The 23,799-nt window shown below is 49.8% G+C and carries 26 protein-coding genes, 2 rRNA genes and 1 riboswitch; of the genes, 25 read left to right on the top strand and 3 right to left on the bottom strand.

The features are described 5' to 3' along the window. Positions 1 to 67: 67 nt before the first annotated feature. Positions 68 to 144, top strand: a riboswitch (S-adenosyl-L-homocysteine riboswitch). A gap of 92 nt (positions 145 to 236) precedes the next feature. The 24 genes from metK (at position 237) to cysK (ending at position 20,908) form a co-directional block, all read left to right on the top strand. After that, positions 237 to 1,400, top strand: a complete 1,164-nt coding sequence (metK, locus tag MPL1_RS01695; RefSeq protein WP_009725399.1) for a methionine adenosyltransferase — start codon at positions 237 to 239, stop codon at positions 1,398 to 1,400. An 18-nt stretch (positions 1,401 to 1,418) separates the two neighbouring features. Beyond that, on the top strand, positions 1,419 to 2,729 hold the full coding sequence (ahcY, locus tag MPL1_RS01690) for an adenosylhomocysteinase (RefSeq protein ID WP_009725398.1): 1,311 nt from the start codon (positions 1,419 to 1,421) through the stop codon (positions 2,727 to 2,729). Between the two features lie 56 nt (positions 2,730 to 2,785). Beyond that, on the top strand, positions 2,786 to 3,634 hold the full coding sequence (gene metF / locus MPL1_RS01685; protein ID WP_009725397.1) for a methylenetetrahydrofolate reductase [NAD(P)H]: 849 nt from the start codon (positions 2,786 to 2,788) through the stop codon (positions 3,632 to 3,634). Between the two features lie 16 nt (positions 3,635 to 3,650). Then, positions 3,651 to 4,343, top strand: a complete 693-nt coding sequence (locus MPL1_RS01680; RefSeq protein ID WP_009725396.1) for an ABC transporter permease — start codon at positions 3,651 to 3,653, stop codon at positions 4,341 to 4,343. After that, a complete protein-coding gene (locus MPL1_RS01675; protein ID WP_051056962.1) occupies positions 4,340 to 4,981 on the top strand; it encodes an ABC transporter ATP-binding protein in 642 nt (213 codons plus the stop codon). The genes MPL1_RS01680 and MPL1_RS01675 overlap by 4 nt, the downstream gene beginning before the upstream one ends. Continuing rightward, positions 4,978 to 5,331 carry a TOBE domain-containing protein gene (locus tag MPL1_RS01670; RefSeq protein ID WP_040576761.1) on the top strand — a complete coding sequence of 118 codons (354 nt, stop codon included), beginning with the start codon at positions 4,978 to 4,980 and terminating at the stop codon, positions 5,329 to 5,331. Before MPL1_RS01675 ends, MPL1_RS01670 begins: the two co-directional genes overlap by 4 nt. Positions 5,332 to 5,464: 133 nt before the next feature. After that, positions 5,465 to 6,874, top strand: coding sequence for an RNA polymerase factor sigma-54 (locus MPL1_RS01665; RefSeq protein WP_009725395.1), 1,410 nt, complete (start codon positions 5,465 to 5,467; stop codon positions 6,872 to 6,874). A gap of 34 nt (positions 6,875 to 6,908) precedes the next feature. Continuing rightward, on the top strand, positions 6,909 to 7,235 hold the full coding sequence (hpf, locus tag MPL1_RS01660; RefSeq protein ID WP_009725394.1) for a ribosome hibernation-promoting factor, HPF/YfiA family: 327 nt from the start codon (positions 6,909 to 6,911) through the stop codon (positions 7,233 to 7,235). A gap of 29 nt (positions 7,236 to 7,264) precedes the next feature. Next, a complete protein-coding gene (locus MPL1_RS01655; protein ID WP_009725393.1) occupies positions 7,265 to 7,726 on the top strand; it encodes a PTS sugar transporter subunit IIA in 462 nt (153 codons plus the stop codon). Then, positions 7,695 to 8,246 (top strand): HPr kinase/phosphorylase, encoded by a 552-nt coding sequence (locus MPL1_RS01650; RefSeq protein ID WP_152417543.1) that lies wholly within the window; start codon positions 7,695 to 7,697, stop codon positions 8,244 to 8,246. Before MPL1_RS01655 ends, MPL1_RS01650 begins: the two co-directional genes overlap by 32 nt. A gap of 115 nt (positions 8,247 to 8,361) precedes the next feature. Further along, a complete protein-coding gene (locus tag MPL1_RS01645; protein ID WP_009725391.1) occupies positions 8,362 to 8,766 on the top strand; it encodes a PTS sugar transporter subunit IIA in 405 nt (134 codons plus the stop codon). Beyond that, entirely contained in the window at positions 8,763 to 9,032 is a 270-nt protein-coding gene (locus tag MPL1_RS01640; protein WP_009725390.1) for an HPr family phosphocarrier protein, read from the top strand. Before MPL1_RS01645 ends, MPL1_RS01640 begins: the two co-directional genes overlap by 4 nt. Then, entirely contained in the window at positions 9,029 to 10,783 is a 1,755-nt protein-coding gene (gene ptsP, locus MPL1_RS01635; protein ID WP_009725389.1) for a phosphoenolpyruvate--protein phosphotransferase, read from the top strand. Before MPL1_RS01640 ends, ptsP begins: the two co-directional genes overlap by 4 nt. 120 nt (positions 10,784 to 10,903) lie before the next feature. Beyond that, positions 10,904 to 12,001: a chorismate synthase gene (gene aroC / locus MPL1_RS01630; protein WP_009725388.1), complete on the top strand. Its 1,098-nt coding sequence runs from the start codon at positions 10,904 to 10,906 to the stop codon at positions 11,999 to 12,001. A gap of 12 nt (positions 12,002 to 12,013) precedes the next feature. Next, positions 12,014 to 13,195, top strand: coding sequence for an MFS transporter (locus MPL1_RS01625; RefSeq protein ID WP_009725387.1), 1,182 nt, complete (start codon positions 12,014 to 12,016; stop codon positions 13,193 to 13,195). Between the two features lie 113 nt (positions 13,196 to 13,308). Beyond that, on the top strand, positions 13,309 to 14,658 hold the full coding sequence (locus tag MPL1_RS01620) for a Na(+)-translocating NADH-quinone reductase subunit A (protein ID WP_009725386.1): 1,350 nt from the start codon (positions 13,309 to 13,311) through the stop codon (positions 14,656 to 14,658). A 3-nt stretch (positions 14,659 to 14,661) separates the two neighbouring features. Beyond that, a complete protein-coding gene (locus MPL1_RS01615; protein ID WP_009725385.1) occupies positions 14,662 to 15,888 on the top strand; it encodes an NADH:ubiquinone reductase (Na(+)-transporting) subunit B in 1,227 nt (408 codons plus the stop codon). A gap of 28 nt (positions 15,889 to 15,916) precedes the next feature. Continuing rightward, a complete protein-coding gene (locus tag MPL1_RS01610) occupies positions 15,917 to 16,702 on the top strand; it encodes a Na(+)-translocating NADH-quinone reductase subunit C (protein ID WP_009725384.1) in 786 nt (261 codons plus the stop codon). Continuing rightward, positions 16,702 to 17,364 (top strand): NADH:ubiquinone reductase (Na(+)-transporting) subunit D, encoded by a 663-nt coding sequence (locus tag MPL1_RS01605; protein ID WP_009725383.1) that lies wholly within the window; start codon positions 16,702 to 16,704, stop codon positions 17,362 to 17,364. Before MPL1_RS01610 ends, MPL1_RS01605 begins: the two co-directional genes overlap by 1 nt. After that, the gene (gene nqrE / locus MPL1_RS01600) at positions 17,365 to 17,973 is read left to right on the top strand and encodes an NADH:ubiquinone reductase (Na(+)-transporting) subunit E (RefSeq protein ID WP_009725382.1); all 609 of its coding nucleotides are present in this window, start codon (positions 17,365 to 17,367) and stop codon (positions 17,971 to 17,973) included. Further along, positions 17,973 to 19,190: an NADH:ubiquinone reductase (Na(+)-transporting) subunit F gene (nqrF, locus tag MPL1_RS01595; protein ID WP_009725381.1), complete on the top strand. Its 1,218-nt coding sequence runs from the start codon at positions 17,973 to 17,975 to the stop codon at positions 19,188 to 19,190. Before nqrE ends, nqrF begins: the two co-directional genes overlap by 1 nt. Beyond that, positions 19,191 to 19,391, top strand: coding sequence for a (Na+)-NQR maturation NqrM (gene nqrM / locus MPL1_RS13370; RefSeq protein ID WP_009725380.1), 201 nt, complete (start codon positions 19,191 to 19,193; stop codon positions 19,389 to 19,391). A gap of 17 nt (positions 19,392 to 19,408) precedes the next feature. Next, a complete protein-coding gene (locus tag MPL1_RS01590) occupies positions 19,409 to 19,876 on the top strand; it encodes a CBS domain-containing protein (RefSeq protein ID WP_009725379.1) in 468 nt (155 codons plus the stop codon). A gap of 75 nt (positions 19,877 to 19,951) precedes the next feature. Then, positions 19,952 to 20,908, top strand: a complete 957-nt coding sequence (cysK, locus tag MPL1_RS01585; protein ID WP_009725378.1) for a cysteine synthase A — start codon at positions 19,952 to 19,954, stop codon at positions 20,906 to 20,908. A gap of 2 nt (positions 20,909 to 20,910) precedes the next feature. Here cysK and MPL1_RS01580 read toward each other — a convergent pair whose 3' ends face one another. Continuing rightward, positions 20,911 to 21,537, bottom strand: coding sequence for an alpha/beta hydrolase (locus MPL1_RS01580; protein WP_009725377.1), 627 nt, complete (start codon positions 21,535 to 21,537; stop codon positions 20,911 to 20,913). A gap of 247 nt (positions 21,538 to 21,784) precedes the next feature. Between MPL1_RS01580 and MPL1_RS01575 the strand changes: the two genes are divergently transcribed. After that, positions 21,785 to 23,251 carry a sensor domain-containing diguanylate cyclase gene (locus MPL1_RS01575; RefSeq protein ID WP_009725376.1) on the top strand — a complete coding sequence of 489 codons (1,467 nt, stop codon included), beginning with the start codon at positions 21,785 to 21,787 and terminating at the stop codon, positions 23,249 to 23,251. A gap of 91 nt (positions 23,252 to 23,342) precedes the next feature. Here the strand turns inward: MPL1_RS01575 and rrf are convergent. Continuing rightward, positions 23,343 to 23,457, bottom strand: a 5S ribosomal RNA gene (gene rrf / locus MPL1_RS01570). Between the two features lie 79 nt (positions 23,458 to 23,536). Further along, a 23S ribosomal RNA gene (locus MPL1_RS13835) occupies positions 23,537 to 23,799 on the bottom strand; the annotation flags it as partial.

The following is a 23,799-nucleotide window of genomic DNA, read 5'->3' as shown; positions in this document are numbered from 1 at the left end:
ACCTGAAAAATGCTGTAACACGGGGTCGTGTCTTGCAATTTTGCCGAGATGAATTAACATAACGGCTTCGGATAAGGAACGCTGCGACAGGTACTCCTGCCAGGCTTATCCAATGTTTCATTTGTAAAACGGCGTTCATTATTACCAGGTCACTGATAGTAATGGGCGTTTCACTCAGCAATCGCTGCTCGCGCCTCACTGTCAGTCCCTAACTGAACCCTATGAGGAAGCTGTCCATGAGTAGTGCTTATCTCTTTACTTCTGAATCAGTCTCGGAAGGTCATCCAGATAAAGTCGCTGATCAAATTTCAGATGCTGTACTGGATGCCATCATTGAGCTGGATCCCAAGGCCCGCGTCGCCTGTGAAACCTTGATCAAAACCGGGGTGGCCATCGTCGCTGGCGAAATCACCACTTCTGCCTGGGTCGATCTTGAGCAAATCGTGCGCGACACCATCTGTGACATTGGCTATACCAGCTCCGATGTCGGTTTTGACGGACAAACCTGTGGCGTCATGTCGGTGATTGGCAAGCAATCTCCTGATATCAACATGGGCGTTGACCGCGGTAGTGCTGAAGAACAGGGCGCTGGCGATCAAGGCTTGATGTTCGGCTACGCCAGCAATGAAACCGAAGTTCTGATGCCTGCGCCTATCACCTATGCCCATCGTCTGGTTAAACGTCAGGCGGAAGTGCGTAAAAATGGTGAACTTCCCTGGTTGAGACCCGACGCCAAAAGTCAGGTGACTTTTATCTACGAAAACGGCAAACCTGTCGGCATCGACGCGGTTGTCCTGTCAACACAACATAACCCGGACATCAAACAACCGGATCTGCACGAAGCCGTGATGGAACTCATCATCAAGCCGGTGCTTCCAGCTGAATGGCTGAATTCAAATACCCGTTTTCATATTAACCCCACCGGGCAGTTTGTCATTGGCGGTCCTGTCGGTGATTGTGGTCTGACTGGTCGCAAGATCATCGTCGACACCTACGGTGGTATGGCACGCCACGGCGGCGGCGCGTTTTCCGGTAAAGATCCGTCCAAAGTTGATCGAAGCGCGGCCTATGCGGGACGTTATGTCGCTAAAAACATCGTCGCAGCAGGACTCGCTGACCGATGCGAAATTCAAGTGTCATATGCCATCGGTGTCGCAGAACCCACCTCAATCAGTGTGGAAACCTTTGGCACAGGCAAAATTTCTCAAGAAAGGCTGGTCGAACTGGTGCGCGAACATTTTGATCTGCGCCCGGTTGGTTTAATCACCATGCTCGACTTGGTCAAACCTATCTACAAAAAAACCGCCGCATACGGCCACTTTGGTCGTGACGATGCAGATTTCAGCTGGGAGCACACTGATCTTGCTCCAGTTCTGCGCGATGCTGCCGGTCTCAACTAATTACAGGAACTTACCATCATGCAATCAGCTGTAGAAAACCTTACTCCCGATTATAAAATCGCCGATATCAGCCTCGCCAAATGGGGTCATCAGGAAATCAAGATTGCCGAGAGCGAAATGCCTGGCCTGATGGCACTGCGTGAGGAATATGCCGGTCAACTGCCACTCAAGGGCGCTCGCATCGCCGGTTGCCTGCACATGACCATCCAGACCGCCGTGTTAATTGAAACACTGGTTGAACTGGGCGCTGAAGTGCGCTGGTCTTCGTGCAATATTTTTTCCACCCAGGATCACGCCGCAGCGGCGATTGCAGATCAGGGCATTCCGGTATTTGCCTGGAAAGGTGAAACCGAAGAAGAAGCCGTCTGGTGTATCCGGCAGACCATCGTCGGCCCGGATGGCTGGCGACCAAATATGATTCTGGATGATGGTGGTGATCTGACCTTAATCATGCACCAGGAATTTCCGGAACTGCTGGCCGATGTCCGTGGCCTGTCGGAAGAAACCACGACCGGTGTACACCGCCTCTACGAAATGATGAAAGCCGGCACCCTCAAAGTGCCCGCCATCAACGTCAATGACTCGGTCACCAAGTCCAAGTTCGACAACCTGTACGGCTGTCGTGAATCGCTGCTGGATGGCATTAAACGTGCCACTGATGTAATGGTTGCTGGCAAAATCTGTGTTGTCCTCGGCTACGGCGATGTCGGTAAAGGTTGTGCGCAGGCTTTCCGCGGCATGGGCGCCACTGTCATGGTCACTGAAATCGATCCGATCTGTGCGCTACAAGCGGCAATGGAAGGCTATCGCATTGTCACCATGGATGAAGTGGCTGCCATTGGCGATATCTTTGTCACTGCCACCGGCAACATTAATGTGATCAATCACGACCACATGTCTGCGATGAAAAATGAAGCCATCGTCTGCAATATCGGTCACTTTGACAACGAAATTGATGTCGCTTCACTGCGTAAATACCAGTGGGAAAACATCAAACCGCAAGTCGATCACGTCATTTTCCCTGATGGCAAGCGCATCATTTTGTTGGCAGAAGGCCGACTGGTGAATCTGGGTTGTGCCACAGGCCATCCGAGTTTTGTCATGTCAGCCTCATTCACCAACCAGGTGATGGCGCAGATTGAGCTCTGGCACAATCATCAGAACTATGAAAACAAGGTGTATGTACTGCCGAAAAGACTGGATGAAAAAGTCGCCCGCTTGCATCTGGGTCGCATCGGTGCCAATCTGACGCCACTCACCAGTGAACAGGCTAAATATCTCGGCTTGCCACAGGATGGCCCGTACAAACCGGAACACTATCGTTACTAAACCACAGGTGGGCTGACCAACTATGTCAGCCCACTTTTTTTGCAGAACTAAAGCTCATGTCCAAACCTGTCATCAGTTGTGAATTTTTTCCGCCCAAAACCGAAAAAGGGGTGAATACCCTGCAGCAGGTTCAGCAAGCGCTGGCCGTGCTCAAGCCCGCTTTTTATTCCGTGACCTTTGGTGCGGGCGGGTCAACTCAGGACAATACATCGGACGCGGTTATTGCCATTCAGCAACAAGCCAGTACAACCGGCATTGATGCAGCGCCTCACCTGTCATGTGTCGGCTCATCTCGCGAACGCATACAGGCCATGTTGCAGACCTACATCAGCCACGATATTCGCCGAATTGTCGCCTTACGAGGTGATTTACCGTCAGGTATGCGTGATCCGGGTGATTTTCGCTATGCCAACGAGCTGGTTGAGTTTATTCGTGCCGAAACGGGAGATCACTTTACCATTGAGGTGGCTGCTTATCCTGAAGTGCATCCTCAGGCAATGAACGCCGACATTGATCTGGAAAACTTCAAACGCAAGGTCGATGCCGGTGCCGATAGTGCAATCACTCAATACTTCTACAATATCGACGCCTATTTGTATTTTGTTGAACGCTGTGAGAAAGCCGGCATTGATATCCCCATCATTCCCGGCATCATGCCGATTAACAACTACGCACAGCTAGCCCGCTTTTCAGCCGCCTGTGGTGCAGAAATTCCCCGCTGGCTGCGTAAACGTTTGGAAGCCTTTTACGATGACACCGCATCGATGCAGGCTTTTACATTGGATTTTTTAACCGACTTCACAGATCAACTGTTACATCAAAAGGTTCCGGGACTTCACTTTTACACCATGAACAAAATCGAGCCGACGCTGACCATCTGTCAACGTCTTAAATTAACCGGCTGACCTGCTCGCATCGGTTATGGATTATCTTGCCAATGCTCTGGTCGCCGCTCTTGGCTTGATCAGCAGCTTTGATGCTGATCTCTATCAAATCGTCTACACCTCGGTATATATCTCGGTTGTCGCCTGCTTTTTTGCAGCACTGATCTCTGTGCCTGTAGGCGTCACGGTGGCATTGAACAGCTTTCCCGGCAAACGCGCTTTGCAACATTTGCTCAATACACTGATGGCGATGCCGACTGTAGTCATTGGCTTGTTGCTTTACGGGATGTTCAGCCGGATGGGACCGCTCGGAGACTGGGGGCTTTTATATACACCAACGGCAATTATCATTGCGCAATGTCTACTGATTATGCCCATCATGATCAACTTGACGAGCACAGCCGTACATACCGCAGATCCAAGATTACTGCCTACCCTGCTAACGATGGGAGCACGAGGTTTTTCACTCACTTGGCAAGTGGTTCGAGTCACTCGAGTAGCGATTTTGATCGGCATCATCACAGGTTTTGGTAGAGCCATTGGTGAGGTCGGAGCGGCGATGATGTTGGGTGGTAATATCGAAGGCTTTACCCGAACCATGACCACCGCTATCGCCCTTGAAACCAGTAAGGGTGAATTTGAGCTGGCATTGGCGCTGGGATTATTGCTACTCATTCTGGCATTTATGCTGAACTTTCTGATGAGCGCCCTTCAAGGCAAAGCCCGATGACTGAAGCTTATCGCATCAACAATTTAGCTGTGCATGCACAACAAAAGCGGCTGTTGAACATTGACGATCTCAGCATCCACAACCAGCAAAGCACCGCAATCCTGGGTGAAAATGGCGCTGGCAAAACCACGCTTTTGCATGCACTGGCCTTTATACAGCCCGGCGTATCAGGTGAGTTTCAGGTCCTTGGACAAGCAGTGAATGGCACCCTTTCTGCTGCGCTGCGCCGTCGAATCGGCCTAGTCAGTCAGCAGCCTTATTTACTGCCTGGTACGGTACTGGAGAATCTGCAACTCGCACTCAGACTTCAGGGTTTCAAACCCGGCATGCAGGCTGAGCAGATAGATCTCTGGCTGCAACGACTCAACCTGCAAGGACTGATTAACACGGACGCGGCCAAACTCTCCGGTGGCGAACAAAAGCGAGTGGCACTCGCCAGAACCCTGATCTGCCAACCTGACATTCTGCTGCTTGATGAGCCTTTTGCTCATCTCGATCAGCAACACATTCATCAGCTGGAAGTGATTCTGCATCAATGGGCAGCGCAGCCCGGCAAAACCATGGTGTTCTCAACACATAACCGCTTTCAGGCCAACATGCTGGCAGATAAAACCATCAGCTTGTACCAGGCAAGATGATCGATACGCCATTGCTGAACGTGTTCCATGGTCATTATCAGATGCCTGTATTCGACACCGGAAAACTCAAGGTGACCACAAGCATGGAAGACATCGACGCCAACGTGATGGCCGTTGACCCATGCGACATCATCATTTCCAAAATAGCGCCCAATCAGTCCAGCATCCGCAACACTTATCCGGGGAAACTGACCCAGGTCACTGCCGACTCGCAAGGTGTCAGGCTGAGTATCGACTGTGGTGAACGCTTTGATGCCATCATTACTGAACAATCATTGCGAGAGTTAGCCTTGCAACCCGGGGACCGCTTATTCGTAAGTTTTAAAGCTTCTGCCGTCAGACTGTTCTGAAATGTACTGAATTTTCTGTGGGCATATAGGCAACAGCTCAGCAGTTGCGGTAACATTGACGCATGATCAACACATCTAAATATTCCTGTTTGTGAAACCCTCATTACAGTTACGAGTCGGTCAGAGTCTGTCCATGACCCCGCAGCTGCAACAGGCGATCCGTCTGCTGCAGCTGTCATCGCTTGAACTGCAAGCGGAAATTCAGGAAGCGCTGGAATCAAACCCACTGCTGGAAGTCGAGGAAGACTTCGACTACGACGATCCGCAAATCATCCGAAAAGACGATAACGAAGCCAGTCGTGAAATCAGCCAGCTAGAGCATTCTGATATTCCGGAGGACTTGCCGGTTGACAGTCAATGGGAAGATACCTTCGAACAGCAATACACTGGCTCTGGCAGCCTCAGTAGCAGCGATAACGATTTCGAACGTGACAATCACGATGAAAGCGGCGACACATTGCAGCAACATCTGCTCTGGCAAATGCGGCTCACCCCTTTTACCGAAGTCGAACAAGCTATCGCCACGGTGATTATTGATTCCATTGAAGATGATGGTTATCTCAAGATCTCCATTGAAGATGTGCTGCACAGCCTCGGAGATGAGTTCCCGGAAGTAGAGCTTGAAGACATTGAAACCGTACTGCACCGGATACATCACTTTGATCCGGTCGGCGTTGGCGCTCGCGATTTACGTGAATGTCTACTGATTCAGCTCAGGGCTTTTCAGCCTGCCGTCGGCGAGCATTCAGCGCTACTGGCTGAATTAATCGACAAACATCTTGATGCACTTGCCAGACGTGACTATGCCCAAATCAAACGGGCACTCAGAATCAGTGATGATGAACTGACCGATCTGGTGCGCAGCATTCAAATGCTCAATCCTCGTCCGGGCAGCCTGATCCAGGTCGACAATACCGAATACATCGTTCCAGATGTTTACGTTCGCAAACTCAACGGCCGCTGGCAATTATCACTAAACCCGGATAATGCACCCAAAATTCAAATTGCAGAGCACTACGCGCAACTGATTAACCGGGCTGACAACAGTGCTGAAAACACTTACCTGAAAAATAACCTTCAGGAAGCACGCTGGTTTCTGAAAAGCCTGCAAAGCAGAAACGAAACTCTGCTGAAAGTTACCCAGGCCATTATCGAGCGACAACAAGGCTTCCTCGAGCATGGTGAGGAAGCGATGAAGCCGCTGGTGCTGGCTGATATTGCTGAAACCGTGGAAATGCATGAATCAACGATTTCCAGAGTCACCACTCGCAAATATCTGCATACCCCACGTGGTATTTTTGAACTGAAATTCTTTTTCTCCAGCCATGTCAGCACTGAAAGTGGTGGAGAATGTTCAGCAACCGCTATTCGTGCCATCATCAAAAAACTGGTGGCCGCAGAGAATCCGCGAAAACCTCTCAGTGACAGCAAAATTGCTGATATTCTGGGAGAACAGGGCATCAACGTGGCCCGGCGAACTATCGCCAAATATCGTGAAACGCTTGCGATTCCGCCATCAAACGAACGTAAGCGGCTGGTGTAAGCCAGTTTTTAAACACTAAAAGGAGTGATGCACTATGCAATTAAATTTAAGCGGACAACATGTTGATATCACTGACAGCCTGCGTGATCATGTCAATAAAAAGTTCGAAAAATTGACTCGTCACTTTGACCACATGACCAATGTTCATGTGATTTTGTCCGTCGAAAAGCTGCGCCAGAAAGCCGAAGCAACCGTCCATGTCAGCGGCGCAGATCTGTTCGCCTCAGACGAACATGAAAATATGTACAGTGCGATCGAAAACCTGGTGGCTAAACTTGATCGCCAAATTATCAAACACAAAGATAAAATCACTAACCACCATCAAGCTGATGGTGCCCAAATGAAGCACAACATTAATTAACTAACTTACTGTCGTATCGGGATTTTTTCATGCTCATAGCTGCTTTACTGGTTAATTCAGATAACATCAGTTTTCATGACGATGCCACCAGCAAAAAACGCGTCATAGAAAATCTGAGCCGGATGTTGGCAGCCAACACCAAGGCAACGACGGCTGAAAAAATCTTTCAAGTACTTCTTGAACGGGAACGCCTTGGCAGTACAGGCCTCGGCAAGGGCGTGGCTATCCCCCACGCCCGGGTTCCCGATTTACCCAACACGATTGCCGCCATGCTGACCCTTTCAACACCCGTTGATTTTGATGCGGCAGACGGTGAACCGATTGATATTGCCTTTGGCCTGCTGGTACCCGAAGACGATAACGAACATCATCTGCAACATCTTTCAAGATTGGTGACCTTGTTCAGAGACGCAGACACTTGTCGAAAAATTCGCGAAGCTGCCAGCAGCGAAGCGGTTTTTGAATTATTACTCTCTATTGATGACGACTAGTCATCCCAGCTCTTCCACAGATACTCCCAGATTTGGACAGCATGGTGTTGCCGTCAAGGTTGATAACACCGGTATTCTCATCCTCGGCAAACCAGGCGTCGGCAAGAGTTCTCTGGCCCTTGAGCTGCTGGCACAGGGACATCAATTAGTCGCCGATGACCACATCGAGTTTTCAATACTAGGTCCACAGCTGATTGCCCACTGCCCCACTCAGACATCAGGTTTGTTGCACAGTCGAGAGCTGGGGATGATTGATGTTCGCAAGCTCTACCCGGAAAATGCCTGGCTGGCACAAATGGTCGTCGAAATGATCATCAAGCTGCATCATGGGCCGAATACACCGGTCAATTATGAAGGTACCTGGCAATTGACAGAAATCATGCAAATGCAGATCCCCTCAGTTTCACTGTCCGTGTCTTCACCCACCTCCTTGTCTGCCCGTGTACTTGCTGCAGTGAAGTTACTGCCCTTGCGTCAATCTGAATTGCATTTAACCAACTCGCGGGCGACTACAATCTGATCCAGCGCTGGTCCTGACATTGCCAGAAAGCTCCTAATCCATTACATTCAATCCCGGCAGAGCCCTGATAGCCACAGAGGCCAATTCCCGGACAGGCTGAGCATAGAGAATATCAATGACAGTAGGCATTCTGATCGTATCGCACAACAATATCGGCACAGAGTTGATCAATACCGCTCGACAGATGTTGTCCTGTTGTCCCTTACCCACCAAGGTGATCTCCATCGAAACACGAGATGACCCAGAAGCTATTCGAAAGCAACTGGACAGAGATTTGCTGGGCCTGGATCAAGGGAACGGCATTCTGATTCTCACCGATATGTTTGGCTCAACCCCGAGCAATATCGCCTGCGCGGTTTCTGATCGGGATGATATTAGAATCGTTTCAGGACTGAACCTGCCAATGCTGATTCGTGTGTTGAATTATCCAACACTCAATCTGGATGAACTTGAATATAAAGCCATGAGCGGTGGCCAGGAAGGCATTGTCCGCTGTCACCATACCGGATACAGAAAATGATGGAGCAAACCTTTACTATCATCAACAAGCTCGGACTGCATGCCAGGGCAGCCGCCAAGTTTGTCACTACTGCCTCAGAATTTGAGGCTGATATCGCCGTGTCTCGTGACGGGCGGGTCGTCAATGGCAAAAGCATTATGGGCGTCATGATGCTGGCCGCGGCCAAAGGTACACAGATCAGTGTCAATGCCAATGGACATGATGCTGAACAGGCACTCGCAGCGATTGAAGCACTGATCAGCGATTATTTCGGGGAAGGCGAATGACACTGGAGTTACAAGGCCTTGGTGTCTCTCGCGGTATCGCCATTGGCCGTGCGCACATCCTGTTTCACAATCAGCCGGATGTTCGCGAATACCTGATCCCTGCATTTGCGATTGAGCAGGAAGTCGAACGACTGCTTGACGCCATTGAGCAAGCACGGCAGCAACTCAAATCAATTCGCAATCATATTCCGGCCAACGCACCGGCAGATGTGACATCGTTTATTGATACCCACTTGCTGATGTTGAGCGACTCCTCATTAACCAAAGTGCCGGTAGAAATGATCCGTGAACGTCGTTGCAATGCTGAGTGGGCATTGCAATTGCAGCGCGATGCACTCATCAACGTATTCAATGAAATGGATGATCCATATCTGCGTACCCGACGGGATGACGTAGACCATGTGGTCAACCGTATCCACCGGATCCTCTCCGATCAAGAAGTGGCAGAACATGAAATCCCTGATGGCAGACTCAAGGGACATATCATCATCGCGGAAGATCTGACGCCTGCTGACACGGTATTGATGCAACATCAGGGGATCGCCGCTTTTGTGACTGAACACGGTGGTGCGACTTCACACACCACCATTCTGGCCAGAAGCCTTGGTATACCGGCAATTATTGGTGTCGAATCGGTTCGCCGCTATGTTCAGGACAATGAATTACTGATCGTCGATGGTGAAACAGGCACCCTGATTGCCGGTGCTGACGCGCTGACCATTACCGCCTTTGAGTCACGTAGATTAGCCTTTGAGCAACATATCTCCTCGCTGAGCCGGTACAAGTCACAACCGACAAAAACCCGCGATGGCAAAGCGATCACACTGCTGGCGAACGCCGAATTACCTGAGGATATCACCACCATCAGCAATGCCGGAGCTCAGGGGATTGGCTTGTATCGAACTGAGTTTCTATACATGAACAGGCTCAGCCCGCCCGAGGAAGAAGAACAGCTGGCCGCCTATCGGGATGTGGTGGAAGGCATGAACAATCAACCCGTGACTATTCGTACCTTCGACTTGGGCGCTGACAAGACCGTTGATGGTGGCAGACCCTTGTCGCAAGCGGTGGTCACAAATCCAGCGCTTGGTCTGCGGGCCATTCGTCTCTGTTTAAGTCAACCGGGTATGTTCCGTACTCAATTGCGGGCGATTTTGCGAGCCTCTGCTTTTGGCAAAATCAAAATCATGTTCCCGATGATCTCCACGATGAATGAGCTGGTTCAAGCGAGAAATCTGCTGGAACAGTGCAAACTTGAGCTGGATAACGAAGGCATTGCCTATGACAGATCCATTGAAGTTGGTGCAATGATTGAGATTCCTGCCAGTGCGGTCTGTGCTGAAATGTTTGCTCGTCATGTCGATTTTTTATCGATTGGCACCAACGACCTGATTCAATACACATTGGCCATTGACCGTATCGACGATCACGTCAACTATCTGTATGACCCCCTGCATCCGGCAGTGCTGCGGTTGATTCAGATGACGCTTAATGCAGGCAAAAAGCACAGTATTCCAGTCTCCATGTGTGGTGAAATGGCGGGTGATCCCAGGTATACCCGTTTATTATTGGCGATGGGGCTGGAACATTTCAGCATGCATCCCAATGCACTGCTCGAAGTCAAGCAAGTGATCAACGAAACCGATCTGTCTTTATTGCCGGCAAACACACTGGAGGTCCTCGACATCGCCGATGCCGTGGAAACAGATCTGCTAATCGAGCAGATCAACGAGGCGGTTCACAACAATTAACCCTACCGTTGCTCTGTCTCGCACGTTAAAATGTATTGTTACAGGTCATAGACGATCAGCCAGCATCTCGCAGCATGGCTAAGCCGCTGTCGACCAACCACTCAATCAACGGAAATATCTATGTCGGGCAACAGCTTCGGAAAACTGTTCACAGTCACATCGTTTGGTGAAAGTCATGGACCCGCACTGGGATGTATCGTCGATGGCTGCCCTCCAGGAATATCACTGAGTGAAGCAGATCTGCAAGGTGATCTTGACCGTCGCAAACCCGGCAAAACACGTCACGAAACGCAACGCCGTGAACCAGACCAGGTTCGCATTCTGTCCGGTGTCTTTGAAGGCAAAACCACCGGCACGCCTATCGGGCTACTGATTGAGAATATCGATCAGCGTTCCAAAGATTACGGCAACATCATGCATCAGTTCCGCCCTGCCCACGCCGACTATACCTATCATCACAAATACGGCATCCGTGATTATCGAGGCGGTGGTCGTTCATCGGCACGAGAAACCGCAATGCGTGTAGCGGCAGGCGGCATCGCCAAGAAATATCTGCGCGAACAGTATGGTATCGAGATTCAGGGTTATATGGCACAGCTTGGCCCCATCAAAGCTGAGACACTTGATTGGTCTCATATAGATCAAAGTGCGTTTTTCAATCCAGATCCGGCTATTGAATCCCAACTGGAAAATTACATGGACGCCCTCCGCAAAGAGGGTAATTCAATCGGAGCAAGAATCAATGTAGTCGCTCGCCATGTTCCACCCGGGTTCGGCGAACCTGTCTTTGATCGTCTTGATGCCGACATTGCACATGCCATGATGAGTATCAACGCCGTAAAAGGTATTGAAATTGGTGCGGGCTTTGACAGTGTTGCACAAAAAGGCACTGAACACCGGGATGAACTGACCCCGGAAGGCTTTCTGAGTAACAACGCAGGTGGCATTTTGGGCGGCATCTCCAGCGGGCAGGATATTTTGGTCAGCATGGCGCTTAAACCCACATCCAGTCTGCGCATTCCAGGTCGCAGCATTGATACCCAGGGTGAAGTTATCGAGGTAGTCACCAAAGGGCGTCACGATCCCTGCGTCGGCATCCGCGCTACGCCTATCGCCGAAGCGATGCTGGCACTGGTACTGATGGACCATGCGCTCAGGCACCGAGCCCAGAATGCCGAAGTCTCAGTCAACACTCCGATTATTCCGGCTCAGGCCTGATTGCCCCGGATTGTGAACCAGTCCAACCTCCCTTACTGGCGGTTATCAGGATTCTATTTTTTCTACTTTGCCACGCTCGGTGTGCTGGTGCCCTATTGGGCGCTCTACCTGCAATGGGAGGGGTTCTCAGCGCGTCAGATCGGAGAATTAACGGCTATCCTTTTGGCCAGCAGAATCATCGCACCCAACATATGGGGCTGGATTGCGGACCATCACGGCCAAAGAATGCGCATCGTTCGCATCGCAAGCTTTGCGGCGGTGCTCAGCTTCGCTGCGATTTTTATCGATCAGAGTTATCTGTGGATCGCCACCGTTGTTCTGCTGTTCAGCTTTTTTTGGAATGCAGCACTACCGCAGTTTGAAGTCACTACACTGCAACATCTCGGTGAACATAGCCATCATTACAGCAAAATCCGTGTCTGGGGCTCAGTCGGATTTATTATCATTGTGCTTTTACTTGGCTGGCTGCTGGAAAAATTCAATGCAGGCCTGGTGCCATTTGCCCTGTTGTTCAGTCTGGTGGGGATATGGCTGTTCAGCCTCACTGTGCCAGAATCTGCCTCTCGCCACCTCAGTCTGAATCATGTCCCGCTTAGTCAGCTACTTAAACAACCTGCGGTGATCGCTTTTTTACTGATTTGCTTCCTGGCGCAGGCCAGCCACGGCCCCTACTATACTTTCTATACAATTTACCTCGAGCAATACGGCTACAGCCGCAGCCTGATTGGACAATTATGGGCATTGGGGGTCATTGCAGAGGTCGCGATTTTCCTGCTGATGCACCGATGGCTTCCGCGATACGGGCTGATGCTTGTGTTGATGATTAGTCTGCTGTTGAGTGTGGTTCGGTGGTTACTGATAGGCCTTTTTCCAGAACAATTACCCCTGCTGATTATTGCACAACTATTACATGCAGCCAGCTTTGGGACTTATCACGCCGTCGCAATTGCCTGGATACATCAACATTTTACCGGTAGGAATCAAGGCCGAGGTCAGGCACTGTACAGTAGTGTCAGCTTTGGCGCTGGCGGCGCGGCGGGCAGCCTCATCAGTGGTTACTGGTGGGAAAGCCCCGGACCGCTTGCTACATTTATGCTCGCTGCCCTTGCTTCCGCTGTTGCTTTTGCCATCGCTTTTTTTTGGTTGAACAAGGCTGAATCTGACACAAACTATCGGTCAACTCGGCGCCATTAATACGTTTGGCGACTTCCATTCATTGGCTTCACACCCTATACTTGTTGGCTGAAGTTATTCGAAGCTTTGCGATACAACGCAGGCATAATCTGTTGTCTCTGACCAGGTGAAATATGCATTTCTCAATCAAGAAAGGGCTAGATCTGCCTATTACAGGCAAACCGGAACAAGTCATTTATGACGCCAACCCTGTCAGCACTGTCGCAGTGCTGGGGCAAGAATACGTGGGCATGAAGCCCACCATGATGGTCGAAGAGGGCGAGCAGGTAAAACTCGGACAACCCTTGTTCGAAGACAAGAAAAATCCCGGTGTGTTTTTTACCTCACCTGGTGCAGGTATCGTCAAAGCCATCAATCGCGGAGCCAAACGCGCATTGCAGTCCGTCATTATCGAATTGCAAGGCGATGAAGCCCTCAGTTTTCAGTCATACCAATCCGCTCAACTTGATGGTCTGAGGCGCGACGAAGTCAAAAAGAATCTGCTGGATTCCGGACTCTGGGTCGCATTCCGAACTCGTCCTTACAGCCACTCCCCTAAGCCTGACAGTGACCCCGCGTCTATCTTCGTAAATGCCATGGACAGCAACCCTCTGGCGGCTGACCCCGCGGTCATCATTAATCAGTACGCAGACGATTTTAAACATGGCCTGACGGTACTCAGTCGCCTGACCGATGGCGATGTGAATTTGTGCCAGGCGCCCCAGGCAGCATTACCCACCACCAAACTTGATAATCTGAAAACCTACACTTTCTCAGGTCCTCATCCCGCAGGCCTGGTAGGTACGCATATTCACTTCATCGACCCAGTCAGCGTCCAGAAAACTGTTTGGCATATTGGCTATCAGGACGTGATCGCCATCGGCAAACTGTTTACCACAGGCCAGCTATGGGTAGAACGAATCATCGCGCTGGGTGGCCCCCTGGTGCATAAACCTCGGCTGTTGAAGACCCGTCTCGGCGCAAACACCGAAGATCTGGTGCGAGATGAGATCGATGACGTCATCAAAGCTCGCGTTATCTCGGGTTCGGTGCTGCATGGTCACACAGCCAACAATTGGGCCGCATTTCTTGGACGTTTTCACACGCAAATCTCAGTACTGGAGGAAGGTATCGAGCGGGAATTTATGGGCTGGATCATGCCAGGTCGTAACAAGTTCTCGGTACTGAATGTGTTTATTTCAAGGTTGTTTGGCAAAAAAGAGTTTGCCATGACCACCACACAGAATGGCAGCCCCCGGGCCATGGTTCCGGTTGGCGCATTTGAAATGGTTATGCCTCTGGATATCTTGCCAACACAGCTGCTAAGAATGCTTCTGGTTCGCGATACAGATACTGCACAAGCACTGGGTTGTCTGGAACTTGACGAGGAAGATCTGGCTCTGTGTTCTTATGTATGTTCTGGCAAGTACGATTACGGCACCGTGCTCAGGGCAAATCTCACTCAAATCGAAAAAGAAGGTTAAGCGATGGCGCGTTTAAGACGTTTCCTTGACAAAATTGAGCCTCAGTTTCACAAAGGCGGCCCGTACGAGAAGTTTTATGCACTCTACGAAATGGTCGATACTTTTGCTTACACGCCATCCGAAGTGACTCGAGGATCACCTCACGTCAGAGATGGCATTGACCTCAAGCGAACCATGAGTTTCGTGGTGCTTGCGACATTGCCGGTGCTGATGGTCATGCTCTGGAACACAGGCTATCAGGCCAACTCGGCAATGGCAGCCTTGGGCATGAGCTCTCTGGATGGATGGCGAGGCTGGATTCTTTCCACACTGGGTATCGGCTATGACCCCAACAGCGTGGTTGGCAACATGTTCCACGGCTTGTTGTATTTCCTGCCGATGTATATCACCACACTGGTTGCAGGCGGTATCTGTGAAGTCATCTTTGCTGCAGTGAGAAACCACGAGGTCAACGAAGGCTTCCTGGTCAGCTCAATGCTCTATACGCTGACTTTACCGCCATCAACCCCGCTTTGGATGGTCGCGCTAGGGATTATCTTTGGTGTAGTCATCGGTAAGGAAGTATTCGGCGGTACCGGTAAAAACTTCCTCAACCCGGCACTGACGGGGCGTGCTTTCCTATATTTTGCTTACCCAGCGTCAATGTCCGGTGACGCCGTCTGGAATGCCATTGATGGATACACCGGCGCCACACCGCTGGCACTGGCTGCTATGGGTGGCGTTGAGGCCATCAAAGAGGCTGGCTACACCTGGACCCAAACTTTCGTCGGCTACATGCCTGGCTCAATTGGCGAAACCTCTACCTTGGCCATCTTACTAGGCATGGCTTTTCTGCTTTACACACGAATAGCCAGTTACCGAATAGTCTTCGGTGTGTTTTTAGGCATGTTTGCCATGACGCTGCTGTTCAATCTGATTGGCAGTGATACCAATCCGATGTTTGGCGTACCGTGGTACTGGCATCTGACCATTGGCGGCATTGCTTTTGGCATGGTGTTTATGGCGACTGATCCGGTCTCTGCGGCAATGACCAATACTGGTCGCTGGGTGTATGGCATTCTGATTGGTGTGATGGCTGTACTTATCAGAGTCGTTAATCCGGCATTTCCTGAAGGCATCATGCTTGCCATACTGTTTGCCAACATCTTTGCACCGCTAATCGACCACTTTGTAGTGCAGAGCAACATTAAACGTCGACAAAAACGAAGCCTTGCTTATGAGCGAAAATAACGTAAAGAAGGGATGGTTTGGCAGCACAATGAGTCTGCCAAATGACGATCCCAGAAAAACACTGCTGATCGCAATTCTGCTGTGTCTTGCTTGTTCCATACTGGTTTCTACCGCCGCTGTCGCGCTGAAACCACTTCAGCAAGCCAACAAGGAAAACGATATCAAGCGCAACATCCTTGCCGTGACTGGCGTGAACCAGGAAGCTGGAACACTGGACGAGTTGTTTGCCCGGTTTGAAGTGCAACTGGTTGACCTGGCCACTGGCGAATATGCTGATACCGACATCGAGCCAACCAGTTTTGACCAGCGACGTGCAGCATCAGATCCATCAACCAGTACTCGTCTGAGCTCAGCTCAGGATATTGCGGGAATTGGTAGCCGCTCTGATTTGGCACCTGTATATATTCTGCGCGATGGCGATGAAATCGATCAGGTTGTGTTGCCCGTTCATGGCTACGGATTGTGGTCAACCATGTATGGTTTTCTGTCTTTGGAAGGTGACTTTGAAACTATTCGCGGGCTGCAGTTCTACGAACACGGTGAGACGCCCGGTTTAGGGGGAGAAATTGATAACCCCCGCTGGCGCTCGCAGTGGCAAGGCAAAAAAATCTACGATGATAACGATCAACTCAACATCCGCGTTTTGCGTGGCTATGTTGATGCCGATTCACCTCAAGCGAAACATCAGGTAGACGGTCTGTCAGGGGCGACCCTGACCGCACAAGGTGTCTCCAATCTGGTCAATTTCTGGCTGGGAGAACACGGATTTGGCCCCTATCTGCAACGCATGCGAAATGAAGCAGGAGTTATCTGATGGCTAGTGAAGCAAGAGCGAACGTCGTCAACCCACTGATCAATAACAACCCGATCATGTTGCAGGTGCTGGGCATCTGCTCGGCGCTGGCGGTCACCACCAACATGATGGCAGCTTTGATGATGAGCATAGCTCTGACCGCTGTTATCACCTTCTCAAGTCTGTTCATCAGCATGATTCGGCACCACATTCCGACCAATATCCGAATCATTGTTCAAATGACTATCATTGCCTCGCTGGTCATCATTGTTGACCAGTTGCTTAAGGCCTTTGCCTATGACGCCAGCAAGCAATTATCGGTTTTTGTCGGCTTGATTATCACCAACTGTATTGTGTTGGGTCGTGCCGAAGCCTACGCCATGAAGAATCCTCCCATGATGAGCATGCTCGATGGACTGGGTAATGGACTTGGCTACAGCCTGCTGTTGATGGCCGTTGCCTTTTTCCGAGAATTGCTCGGTTCCGGCAGCGTATTTGGCTACCAGGTGTTGGCGGTTGCCAATGAGGGTGGCTGGTATGTGCCTAACGGCATGATGCTGCTACCGCCAAGCGCCTTTTTTGTTATTGGTTTGATGATCTGGGCGGTGCGTAGCTGGAAGCCGGAGCAGGTTGAAAAACCTGAATATCAGATCCATCAGGTACATCGCACGGAGACGCTGTAAATGGAGCACTATCTCAGTCTTTTTATCCGCTCGATTTTTGTCGAAAATCTGGCGCTGGCATTCTTTTTGGGAATGTGTACCTTCCTGGCTGTTTCGAAAAAAATCGAAACAGCACTGGGGCTTGGTATTGCCGTTATCGTGATCCAAGCCATCACCGTTCCACTTAATAATCTGATCTACGAATATCTGCTGCGTGATGGAGCGCTTGCCTGGGCGGGTATGCCTGATGTTGATCTCAGCTTTTTGGGCTTGATCAGTTACATCGGCGTTATTGCTGCCATGGTACAAATCATTGAAATGGCAATGGATAAGTACACTCCGGCACTGTACAACGCACTGGGGATATTCTTGCCGCTGATCACTGTCAACTGTGCCATCCTCGGCGGCACGCTGTTCATGGTCGAACGTGATTACAACCTGGCAGAAAGTGCCGTGTTTGGTGTCGGCAGTGGACTGGGTTGGGCCTTGGCAATTACCGCCATTGCCGGCATTCGTGAAAAACTGAAGTATTCGGATGTGCCTGATGGTCTGCAAGGACTTGGCATTACCTTCATTACAACAGGTCTTATGGCACTCGGATTCATGGCATTCTCGGGAATTCAACTCTGATGGAAATCATACTTGGCATCACCCTGTTTACGCTGATTATTCTGGCACTGGTATTTGTAATTCTTAGTGCCCGTCGCAGACTAGTAGCCAGTGGTGACATTGAAATCGTTATTAACGATGAGAAAACTATTCATTGTCCGGCCGGCGGCAAGTTGCTTGGTGCATTAGCAAATGCAAACTTGTTTGTCTCCTCTGCCTGTGGTGGTGGTGGTACCTGTGGTCAATGTAAAGTCAAAATCCAGGAAGGCGGCGGCTCTATCCTGCCGACCGAAGAATCACTGATCAATAAACGAGAAGCTCGTGAAGGTGAACGCCTGTCATGTCAGGTGGCTGTTAAACAGAACATGCGCATTGAAGTACCTGAAGAAGTCTTCGGCGTCAAAAAATGGGAATGTACCGTTCGCTCTAATCACAACGTTGCCACCTTCATCAAAGAACTGGTACTTGAACTGCCTGAAGGTGAAGACGTCAAGTTCCGTGCTGGCGGCTTCATCCAGATTGAATGTCCCCCTCATACCGTCGATTACAAAGACTTCATCATTGAAGATGAATATCGTGAAGACTGGGACCGCTACGATATGTGGCGCTATAAGTCAGTGGTTAAGGAAGAAGTGGTTCGTGCCTACTCCATGGCGAACTATCCTGAAGAGAAAGGTATCGTGATGCTGAATGTTCGTATTGCATCGCCGCCACCTTCAGACGACAGTATTCCACCAGGTCAGATGTCATCGTACATCTTTAATCTGAAACCTGGCGATAAGGTCACCATTTCCGGTCCATTTGGTGAATTCTTTGCCAAGAACACCGACAAGGAAATGGTCTTTATCGGAGGTGGCGCGGGTATGGCGCCGATGCGCTCACATATCTTCGACCAGCTGGGCCGTCTCAAGTCCAAGCGTAAGATGACTTTCTGGTATGGTGCTCGAAGCCTTCGTGAGATGTTTTACGTTGAAGACTTTGACAAACTGGCTGAAGAAAACGACAACTTCACTTGGAATGTTGCACTGTCAGACCCATTGCCTGAAGATAACTGGAAAGGCTACACCGGCTTCATTCACAATGTGCTGTATGAGAACTATCTCAAAGATCATCCAGCCCCCGAGGATTGCGAGTTCTACATCTGCGGTCCTCCGATGATGAATGCTGCCGTGATTAGCATGCTTGAAGATCTGGGCGTCGAACCAGAAAATATCCTGCTCGACGACTTTGGTGGTTAGATGACTACATTTATCGCAACCTTTATTATTCTGTTGTTAGTCGTGGCAGGCATGGCGATAGGCGTCCTGTTAGGGCGCCCCGCTATTAAAGGAAGTTGCGGTGGACTCAATAACGTCGGACTGGGCGGCAGTTGCAGTGGGGCCTGCTCTGCCGAAGAAAAAGAACAATGCCCCAGCCGCCAAAAACATAATCAGCACTAGCACTCCAGGAGATTTGTATGCTTGCATCACTCAAAGTCAAAGATTACATGTGTGCTACAAAAATAACCTTCACTCCGGATATGGATGTCCTGCGCGCCATTCACCAGCTCATTGAGTTCAAATTATCCGGTGCTCCCGTGCTTGATCCCAGAGGCAACCTTATCGGTTTTCTTTCTGAAAAAGACTGCATGAAAGTAGCTTTGACGGCAGGCTACCACGGTAGTGTTGGTGGCCGTGTCGATGAATTTATGGCCCAAAACGTTGAGACTATTGATGTCGACACACCGATCATTGATGTGGCACAGAAATTTCTCGAGTCCTCTTACAAACGTTATCCAGTGGTCAAGGATAACCGCCTGGTAGGCACTATCACTCGCCAAGATATACTGCGAGCTCTCGAGCTGACATCGGCACCGGAAAACAACAAAAAACCTGCGGCCAAGCAACCGACCAAACAGAATATTCACGTTAGCAGTTCTTCATAAGACTACGTTCACCAATGATGACAAAACCAGCCGCCTCGCGGCTGTTTTTTTATCAAAACAAACAGGTATTCCGGCATGATCTATAACAGTATCCTCGAAACTATCGGTAATACGCCCGTGGTACGTCTCAACAACATTGCTCCCAGCCATGTTGAAATGTTTGTCAAAGTTGAGGCCTTTAACCCAATGGGATCCGTCAAGGACAGACTCGCCTTCGCTATTATTGATGATGCTGAAAAGAGTGGTGCACTCAAGCCTGGGCAAACAGTGATAGAAGCCACCTCAGGAAATACCGGTATTGCACTGGCAATGGTCTGCGCTGCAAAAGGCTACCCGTTTGTGGCGACAATGGTCGAAACCTTCTCCGTAGAACGCCGAAAGATCATGCGAGCGCTGGGAGCAAAAGTCATTCTGACACCCGCTGCCGAACGAGGAACGGGCATGGTCAAAAGAGCTGAAGAACTCGCCAGCCAACATGGTTGGTTTTTGGCTCATCAGTTTAAAAATCCGGCTAATCCGGCCTATCATCGCAATACCACCGGACCAGAAATTTTACGTGATTTTGCCGGCAGATCCTTGGACTATTGGGTATCAGGATGGGGCACCGGTGGAACATTAACCGGCGCTGCCGAAATGATTAAACTGGCACGACCAGAAACGACAATTGTCGCCACAGAACCTGAAGCTGCAGCAATGCTGTCGGGTAAACCCTGGAGTCCACATAAAATACAAGGATGGACTCCCGACTTTTTGCCAGATGTTTTAAATCCGGATGTTGTTGATATTATTCATCCGGTTTCCGATGAACAAGCCAAGCACTGGGCGCTACGACTTGCCGCTGAAGAAGGAATCTTTGCAGGCCTGTCATGTGGTGGCACGCTAGCAGCGGCTATGCAGGTCGCAGAGACTGCTGCTGCAGGGTCAACGATACTCGCCATGCTGCCCGACACCGGTGAACGTTATCTATCCACCTATCTGTTTGAAGGCATGAATGAAGGCTCTGACGATGCCTGGCTGGCATCGATTAACTGACATTAACGAGACAACAGTGTGGCGACAGCAACCGACCAGCAACAGGTATGGTCGGCGCCACCAATTATATAGCTCTTCACCTGCTCGCGTCTGTTGAGCTTTGACAGATATGACATCAGCACAGAGCCTGGCACAATATCATCGAGTTCGCCCATTAAGTGAATTTGTGGCACTGATTGCAAGGCCAGGCTGAAATCAATCGGATTTAAGGAGCCCGTTAAAGGTTCTGATCCGTTAAAGTCTGACCACTGCTTATGATCCATATTGCCTGCAACGGTCAATAATAGTGCAACATCGCTCCGTTTTGATGCAATGATGCTTGCAACAGCACCACCACCTGAATAGCCCACCAATCGCACCTGACTGGCGTTAAAACGCTTTTTCATAGCAGTGATGGCGAGATCCATAGAATCAACCACATCCTGTGAATATCGGTGTGAAGTCCAGACTTCTCTGGTACAGGCATTGAACCTGCCAGTAGGCAAATACTGGCATGGCCGTGCAATGTAAACGGTATCTCCGCCCACATCCTGCGCCATCTTAAGGGCAATACCCGGTTGCCCATCGCCTTCGATAAAAATGTTGAGGATGTCTGCTTGCTTGAGCTCTGGCGGCGCAAATCCCATCATAATATGGGCTCCCCCACGAGAGAATCACTCTGTCCCAATTTGCAATTCCATTTGCCTGCACTGTTGAACTCAACAGCATAAAAAGCATCAAGAGTCGTTTCATGGCACACCTCGCTTATGAGCGTGACAATCAAATAGAGCAAACTCAGTGCCAATATCAAACTTTTACTTTATTCATGTTATAAAGTTAATCGTGGACACCATATAACTATTCAAGCAGTTCACAGGGAGAGGGAGAACATCTGTAATGACCGAAGAGATCATCAACGAACCAGCGATGACGCTGGATGAAATTAATTTTCAGACCTTGGCCGAAGACGCACCAGTCACACTATGGCTCACTGATATTCACGGCAACGTTATCTTTACCAATAATCAGTACAAAAACTTTATTGGTCGGGAAAAAGTAGAAAAGCTAGGCGGTAAGGCCTGGTTTAACGCACTGCATCCAGACGATAGAGAGTATTGCTTAACGGTATTCAAAGATGCTTTTGCAACATATAAACCTTTTACCATGGAATATCGGCTGCGACGCAGAGATGGAGAATATCGTCATTTCATCGATCATGGCGAACCTTATATCGACGGTCAGGGTAGGTTTGCCGGGTTTGTAGGCTCATCAACCGACATCACAGAACAAAAAATGTCAGAAGATGAGCTTAAGAAATCTCATCAAGAGCTGACTCAGTACAACTATGAGATGAATCTGATTAATCAGCTAAATTCATATCTACAAGTCTGCCGGTCGATTGATGAAACCTACCCTATTGTTTCATATTACGCTGAACAGATATTTCCGGACTGCACAGGTGCCTTGTATCTGTTTAATGACAAAAAATCGCTGGTCGAGTCCATGACCACTTGGGGCGCCACCGATCATATCGGAAGCGCACCTGTGATTGCCCCAGATGATTGTTGGTCACTTCGACAAGGTAAGGAACATACCACGCTGGATAACGATGGTCGGTTGCGCTGTAAGCATGTACACGAGGATGTTAGCAACTATATCTGTGAACCCATCATTGCCCAAGGCGAAATGCTAGGTATGTTACATATCGAATTTTGTGGTGCCAAACACAAGGCAGGTGAAGAGAAAACTTACTATGTTGAATCCAGAAAAAGGCTGGTCAAAATTACATCTGATAACCTAGCATTGTCATTGGTCAGTCTTAAACTGAAAGAAGCATTACAATCACAATCAGTACGTGACCCACTGACACACCTGTTTAATCGTCGCTACATGGAAGAGAGCCTGGAACGTGAGATCCATCGCTGTGCCAGGAGTAATCACGGATTGGGACTCATCATCACAGATATCGACCACTTCAAGAAGTTCAATGACGAGTATGGGCATGACGCAGGTGATCTGGTCATTACCGAGTATGCCAACTTACTGAAAAACCATTTCCGTGCCAGCGATATCATCTGCCGTTACGGCGGGGAAGAGTTTATCGTGATCCTGCCTGATATCAGTCAAGAAAAGCTGATGCAGAGAGCTGAGTTTATTTGTCAGGAGCTCGCTTCACTCGAGTTACTCTATCAAAGCAAACCCCTACCGACTGTAACTGCTTCGTTTGGTGTGGTCTATCTGGACAATAAACTGATTGATAAATCGGCCATGATTAAGGCCGCTGATGTCGCCCTATACGAAGCAAAGCATAGAGGTCGTAACCAGGTCGTCCTGTCAGAAAGTGAACTGAGTGAAGCTGTTTAGTTCATCTAAAATCCGTTCATCGGATTAAATCCAATAACGCCAGACAAAAAAAACCCGGACCTCAAAGAGGACCGGGTATTTTCATATAAAAACCTGGCAGTGACCTACTTTCACATGGGAACTCCCACACTATCATCGGCGCTGAGTCGTTTCACTACTGAGTTCGGGATGGGGTCAGGTGGTGCCAACTCGCTATGGCCGCCAGGCATAATCGTTTGTCTGCATTGCAGACTGTTCGGAAAGTAACTCAAGGCGATTGTAGCCCCCAAGTAAACTTGGGGTTATATGGTCAAGCCTCACGGGCAATTAGTACTGGTTAGCTTCACACATTACTGCGCTTCCACACCCAGCCTATCAACGTGGTGGTCTTCCACGGCCCTTCAGGAGCTTAAAGCTCGGGGAAATCTAATCTTGAGGGGGGGCTTCCCGCTTAGATGCTTTCAGCGGTTATCCCGTCCGTACATAGCTACCGGGCAATGCGATTGGCATCACAACCCGAACACCAGGGGTACGTCCACTCCGGTCCTCTCGTACTAGGAGCAGCTSMT

The sequence above is a fragment of the Methylophaga lonarensis MPL genome (assembly GCF_000349205.1).
Taxonomy (GTDB): Bacteria; Pseudomonadota; Gammaproteobacteria; order Nitrosococcales; family Methylophagaceae; genus Methylophaga; species Methylophaga lonarensis.
This window is presented reverse-complemented; position numbering and strand designations above follow the sequence as displayed.

Coding starts and splice junctions, on each gene's coding strand:
- metK (WP_009725399.1), top strand. CDS start 237: ATGAGTAGTGCTTATCTCTTTACTTCTGAATCAGTCTCGGAAGGTCAT.
- ahcY (WP_009725398.1), top strand. CDS start 1,419: ATGCAATCAGCTGTAGAAAACCTTACTCCCGATTATAAAATCGCCGAT.
- metF (WP_009725397.1), top strand. CDS start 2,786: ATGTCCAAACCTGTCATCAGTTGTGAATTTTTTCCGCCCAAAACCGAA.
- MPL1_RS01680 (WP_009725396.1), top strand. CDS start 3,651: ATGGATTATCTTGCCAATGCTCTGGTCGCCGCTCTTGGCTTGATCAGC.
- MPL1_RS01675 (WP_051056962.1), top strand. CDS start 4,340: ATGACTGAAGCTTATCGCATCAACAATTTAGCTGTGCATGCACAACAA.
- MPL1_RS01670 (WP_040576761.1), top strand. CDS start 4,978: ATGATCGATACGCCATTGCTGAACGTGTTCCATGGTCATTATCAGATG.
- MPL1_RS01665 (WP_009725395.1), top strand. CDS start 5,465: ATGACCCCGCAGCTGCAACAGGCGATCCGTCTGCTGCAGCTGTCATCG.
- hpf (WP_009725394.1), top strand. CDS start 6,909: ATGCAATTAAATTTAAGCGGACAACATGTTGATATCACTGACAGCCTG.
- MPL1_RS01655 (WP_009725393.1), top strand. CDS start 7,265: ATGCTCATAGCTGCTTTACTGGTTAATTCAGATAACATCAGTTTTCAT.
- MPL1_RS01645 (WP_009725391.1), top strand. CDS start 8,362: ATGACAGTAGGCATTCTGATCGTATCGCACAACAATATCGGCACAGAG.
- MPL1_RS01640 (WP_009725390.1), top strand. CDS start 8,763: ATGATGGAGCAAACCTTTACTATCATCAACAAGCTCGGACTGCATGCC.
- ptsP (WP_009725389.1), top strand. CDS start 9,029: ATGACACTGGAGTTACAAGGCCTTGGTGTCTCTCGCGGTATCGCCATT.
- aroC (WP_009725388.1), top strand. CDS start 10,904: ATGTCGGGCAACAGCTTCGGAAAACTGTTCACAGTCACATCGTTTGGT.
- MPL1_RS01620 (WP_009725386.1), top strand. CDS start 13,309: ATGCATTTCTCAATCAAGAAAGGGCTAGATCTGCCTATTACAGGCAAA.
- MPL1_RS01615 (WP_009725385.1), top strand. CDS start 14,662: ATGGCGCGTTTAAGACGTTTCCTTGACAAAATTGAGCCTCAGTTTCAC.
- MPL1_RS01610 (WP_009725384.1), top strand. CDS start 15,917: ATGAGTCTGCCAAATGACGATCCCAGAAAAACACTGCTGATCGCAATT.
- MPL1_RS01605 (WP_009725383.1), top strand. CDS start 16,702: ATGGCTAGTGAAGCAAGAGCGAACGTCGTCAACCCACTGATCAATAAC.
- nqrE (WP_009725382.1), top strand. CDS start 17,365: ATGGAGCACTATCTCAGTCTTTTTATCCGCTCGATTTTTGTCGAAAAT.
- nqrF (WP_009725381.1), top strand. CDS start 17,973: ATGGAAATCATACTTGGCATCACCCTGTTTACGCTGATTATTCTGGCA.
- nqrM (WP_009725380.1), top strand. CDS start 19,191: ATGACTACATTTATCGCAACCTTTATTATTCTGTTGTTAGTCGTGGCA.
- MPL1_RS01590 (WP_009725379.1), top strand. CDS start 19,409: ATGCTTGCATCACTCAAAGTCAAAGATTACATGTGTGCTACAAAAATA.
- cysK (WP_009725378.1), top strand. CDS start 19,952: ATGATCTATAACAGTATCCTCGAAACTATCGGTAATACGCCCGTGGTA.
- MPL1_RS01580 (WP_009725377.1), bottom strand. CDS start 21,537: ATGATGGGATTTGCGCCGCCAGAGCTCAAGCAAGCAGACATCCTCAAC.
- MPL1_RS01575 (WP_009725376.1), top strand. CDS start 21,785: ATGACCGAAGAGATCATCAACGAACCAGCGATGACGCTGGATGAAATT.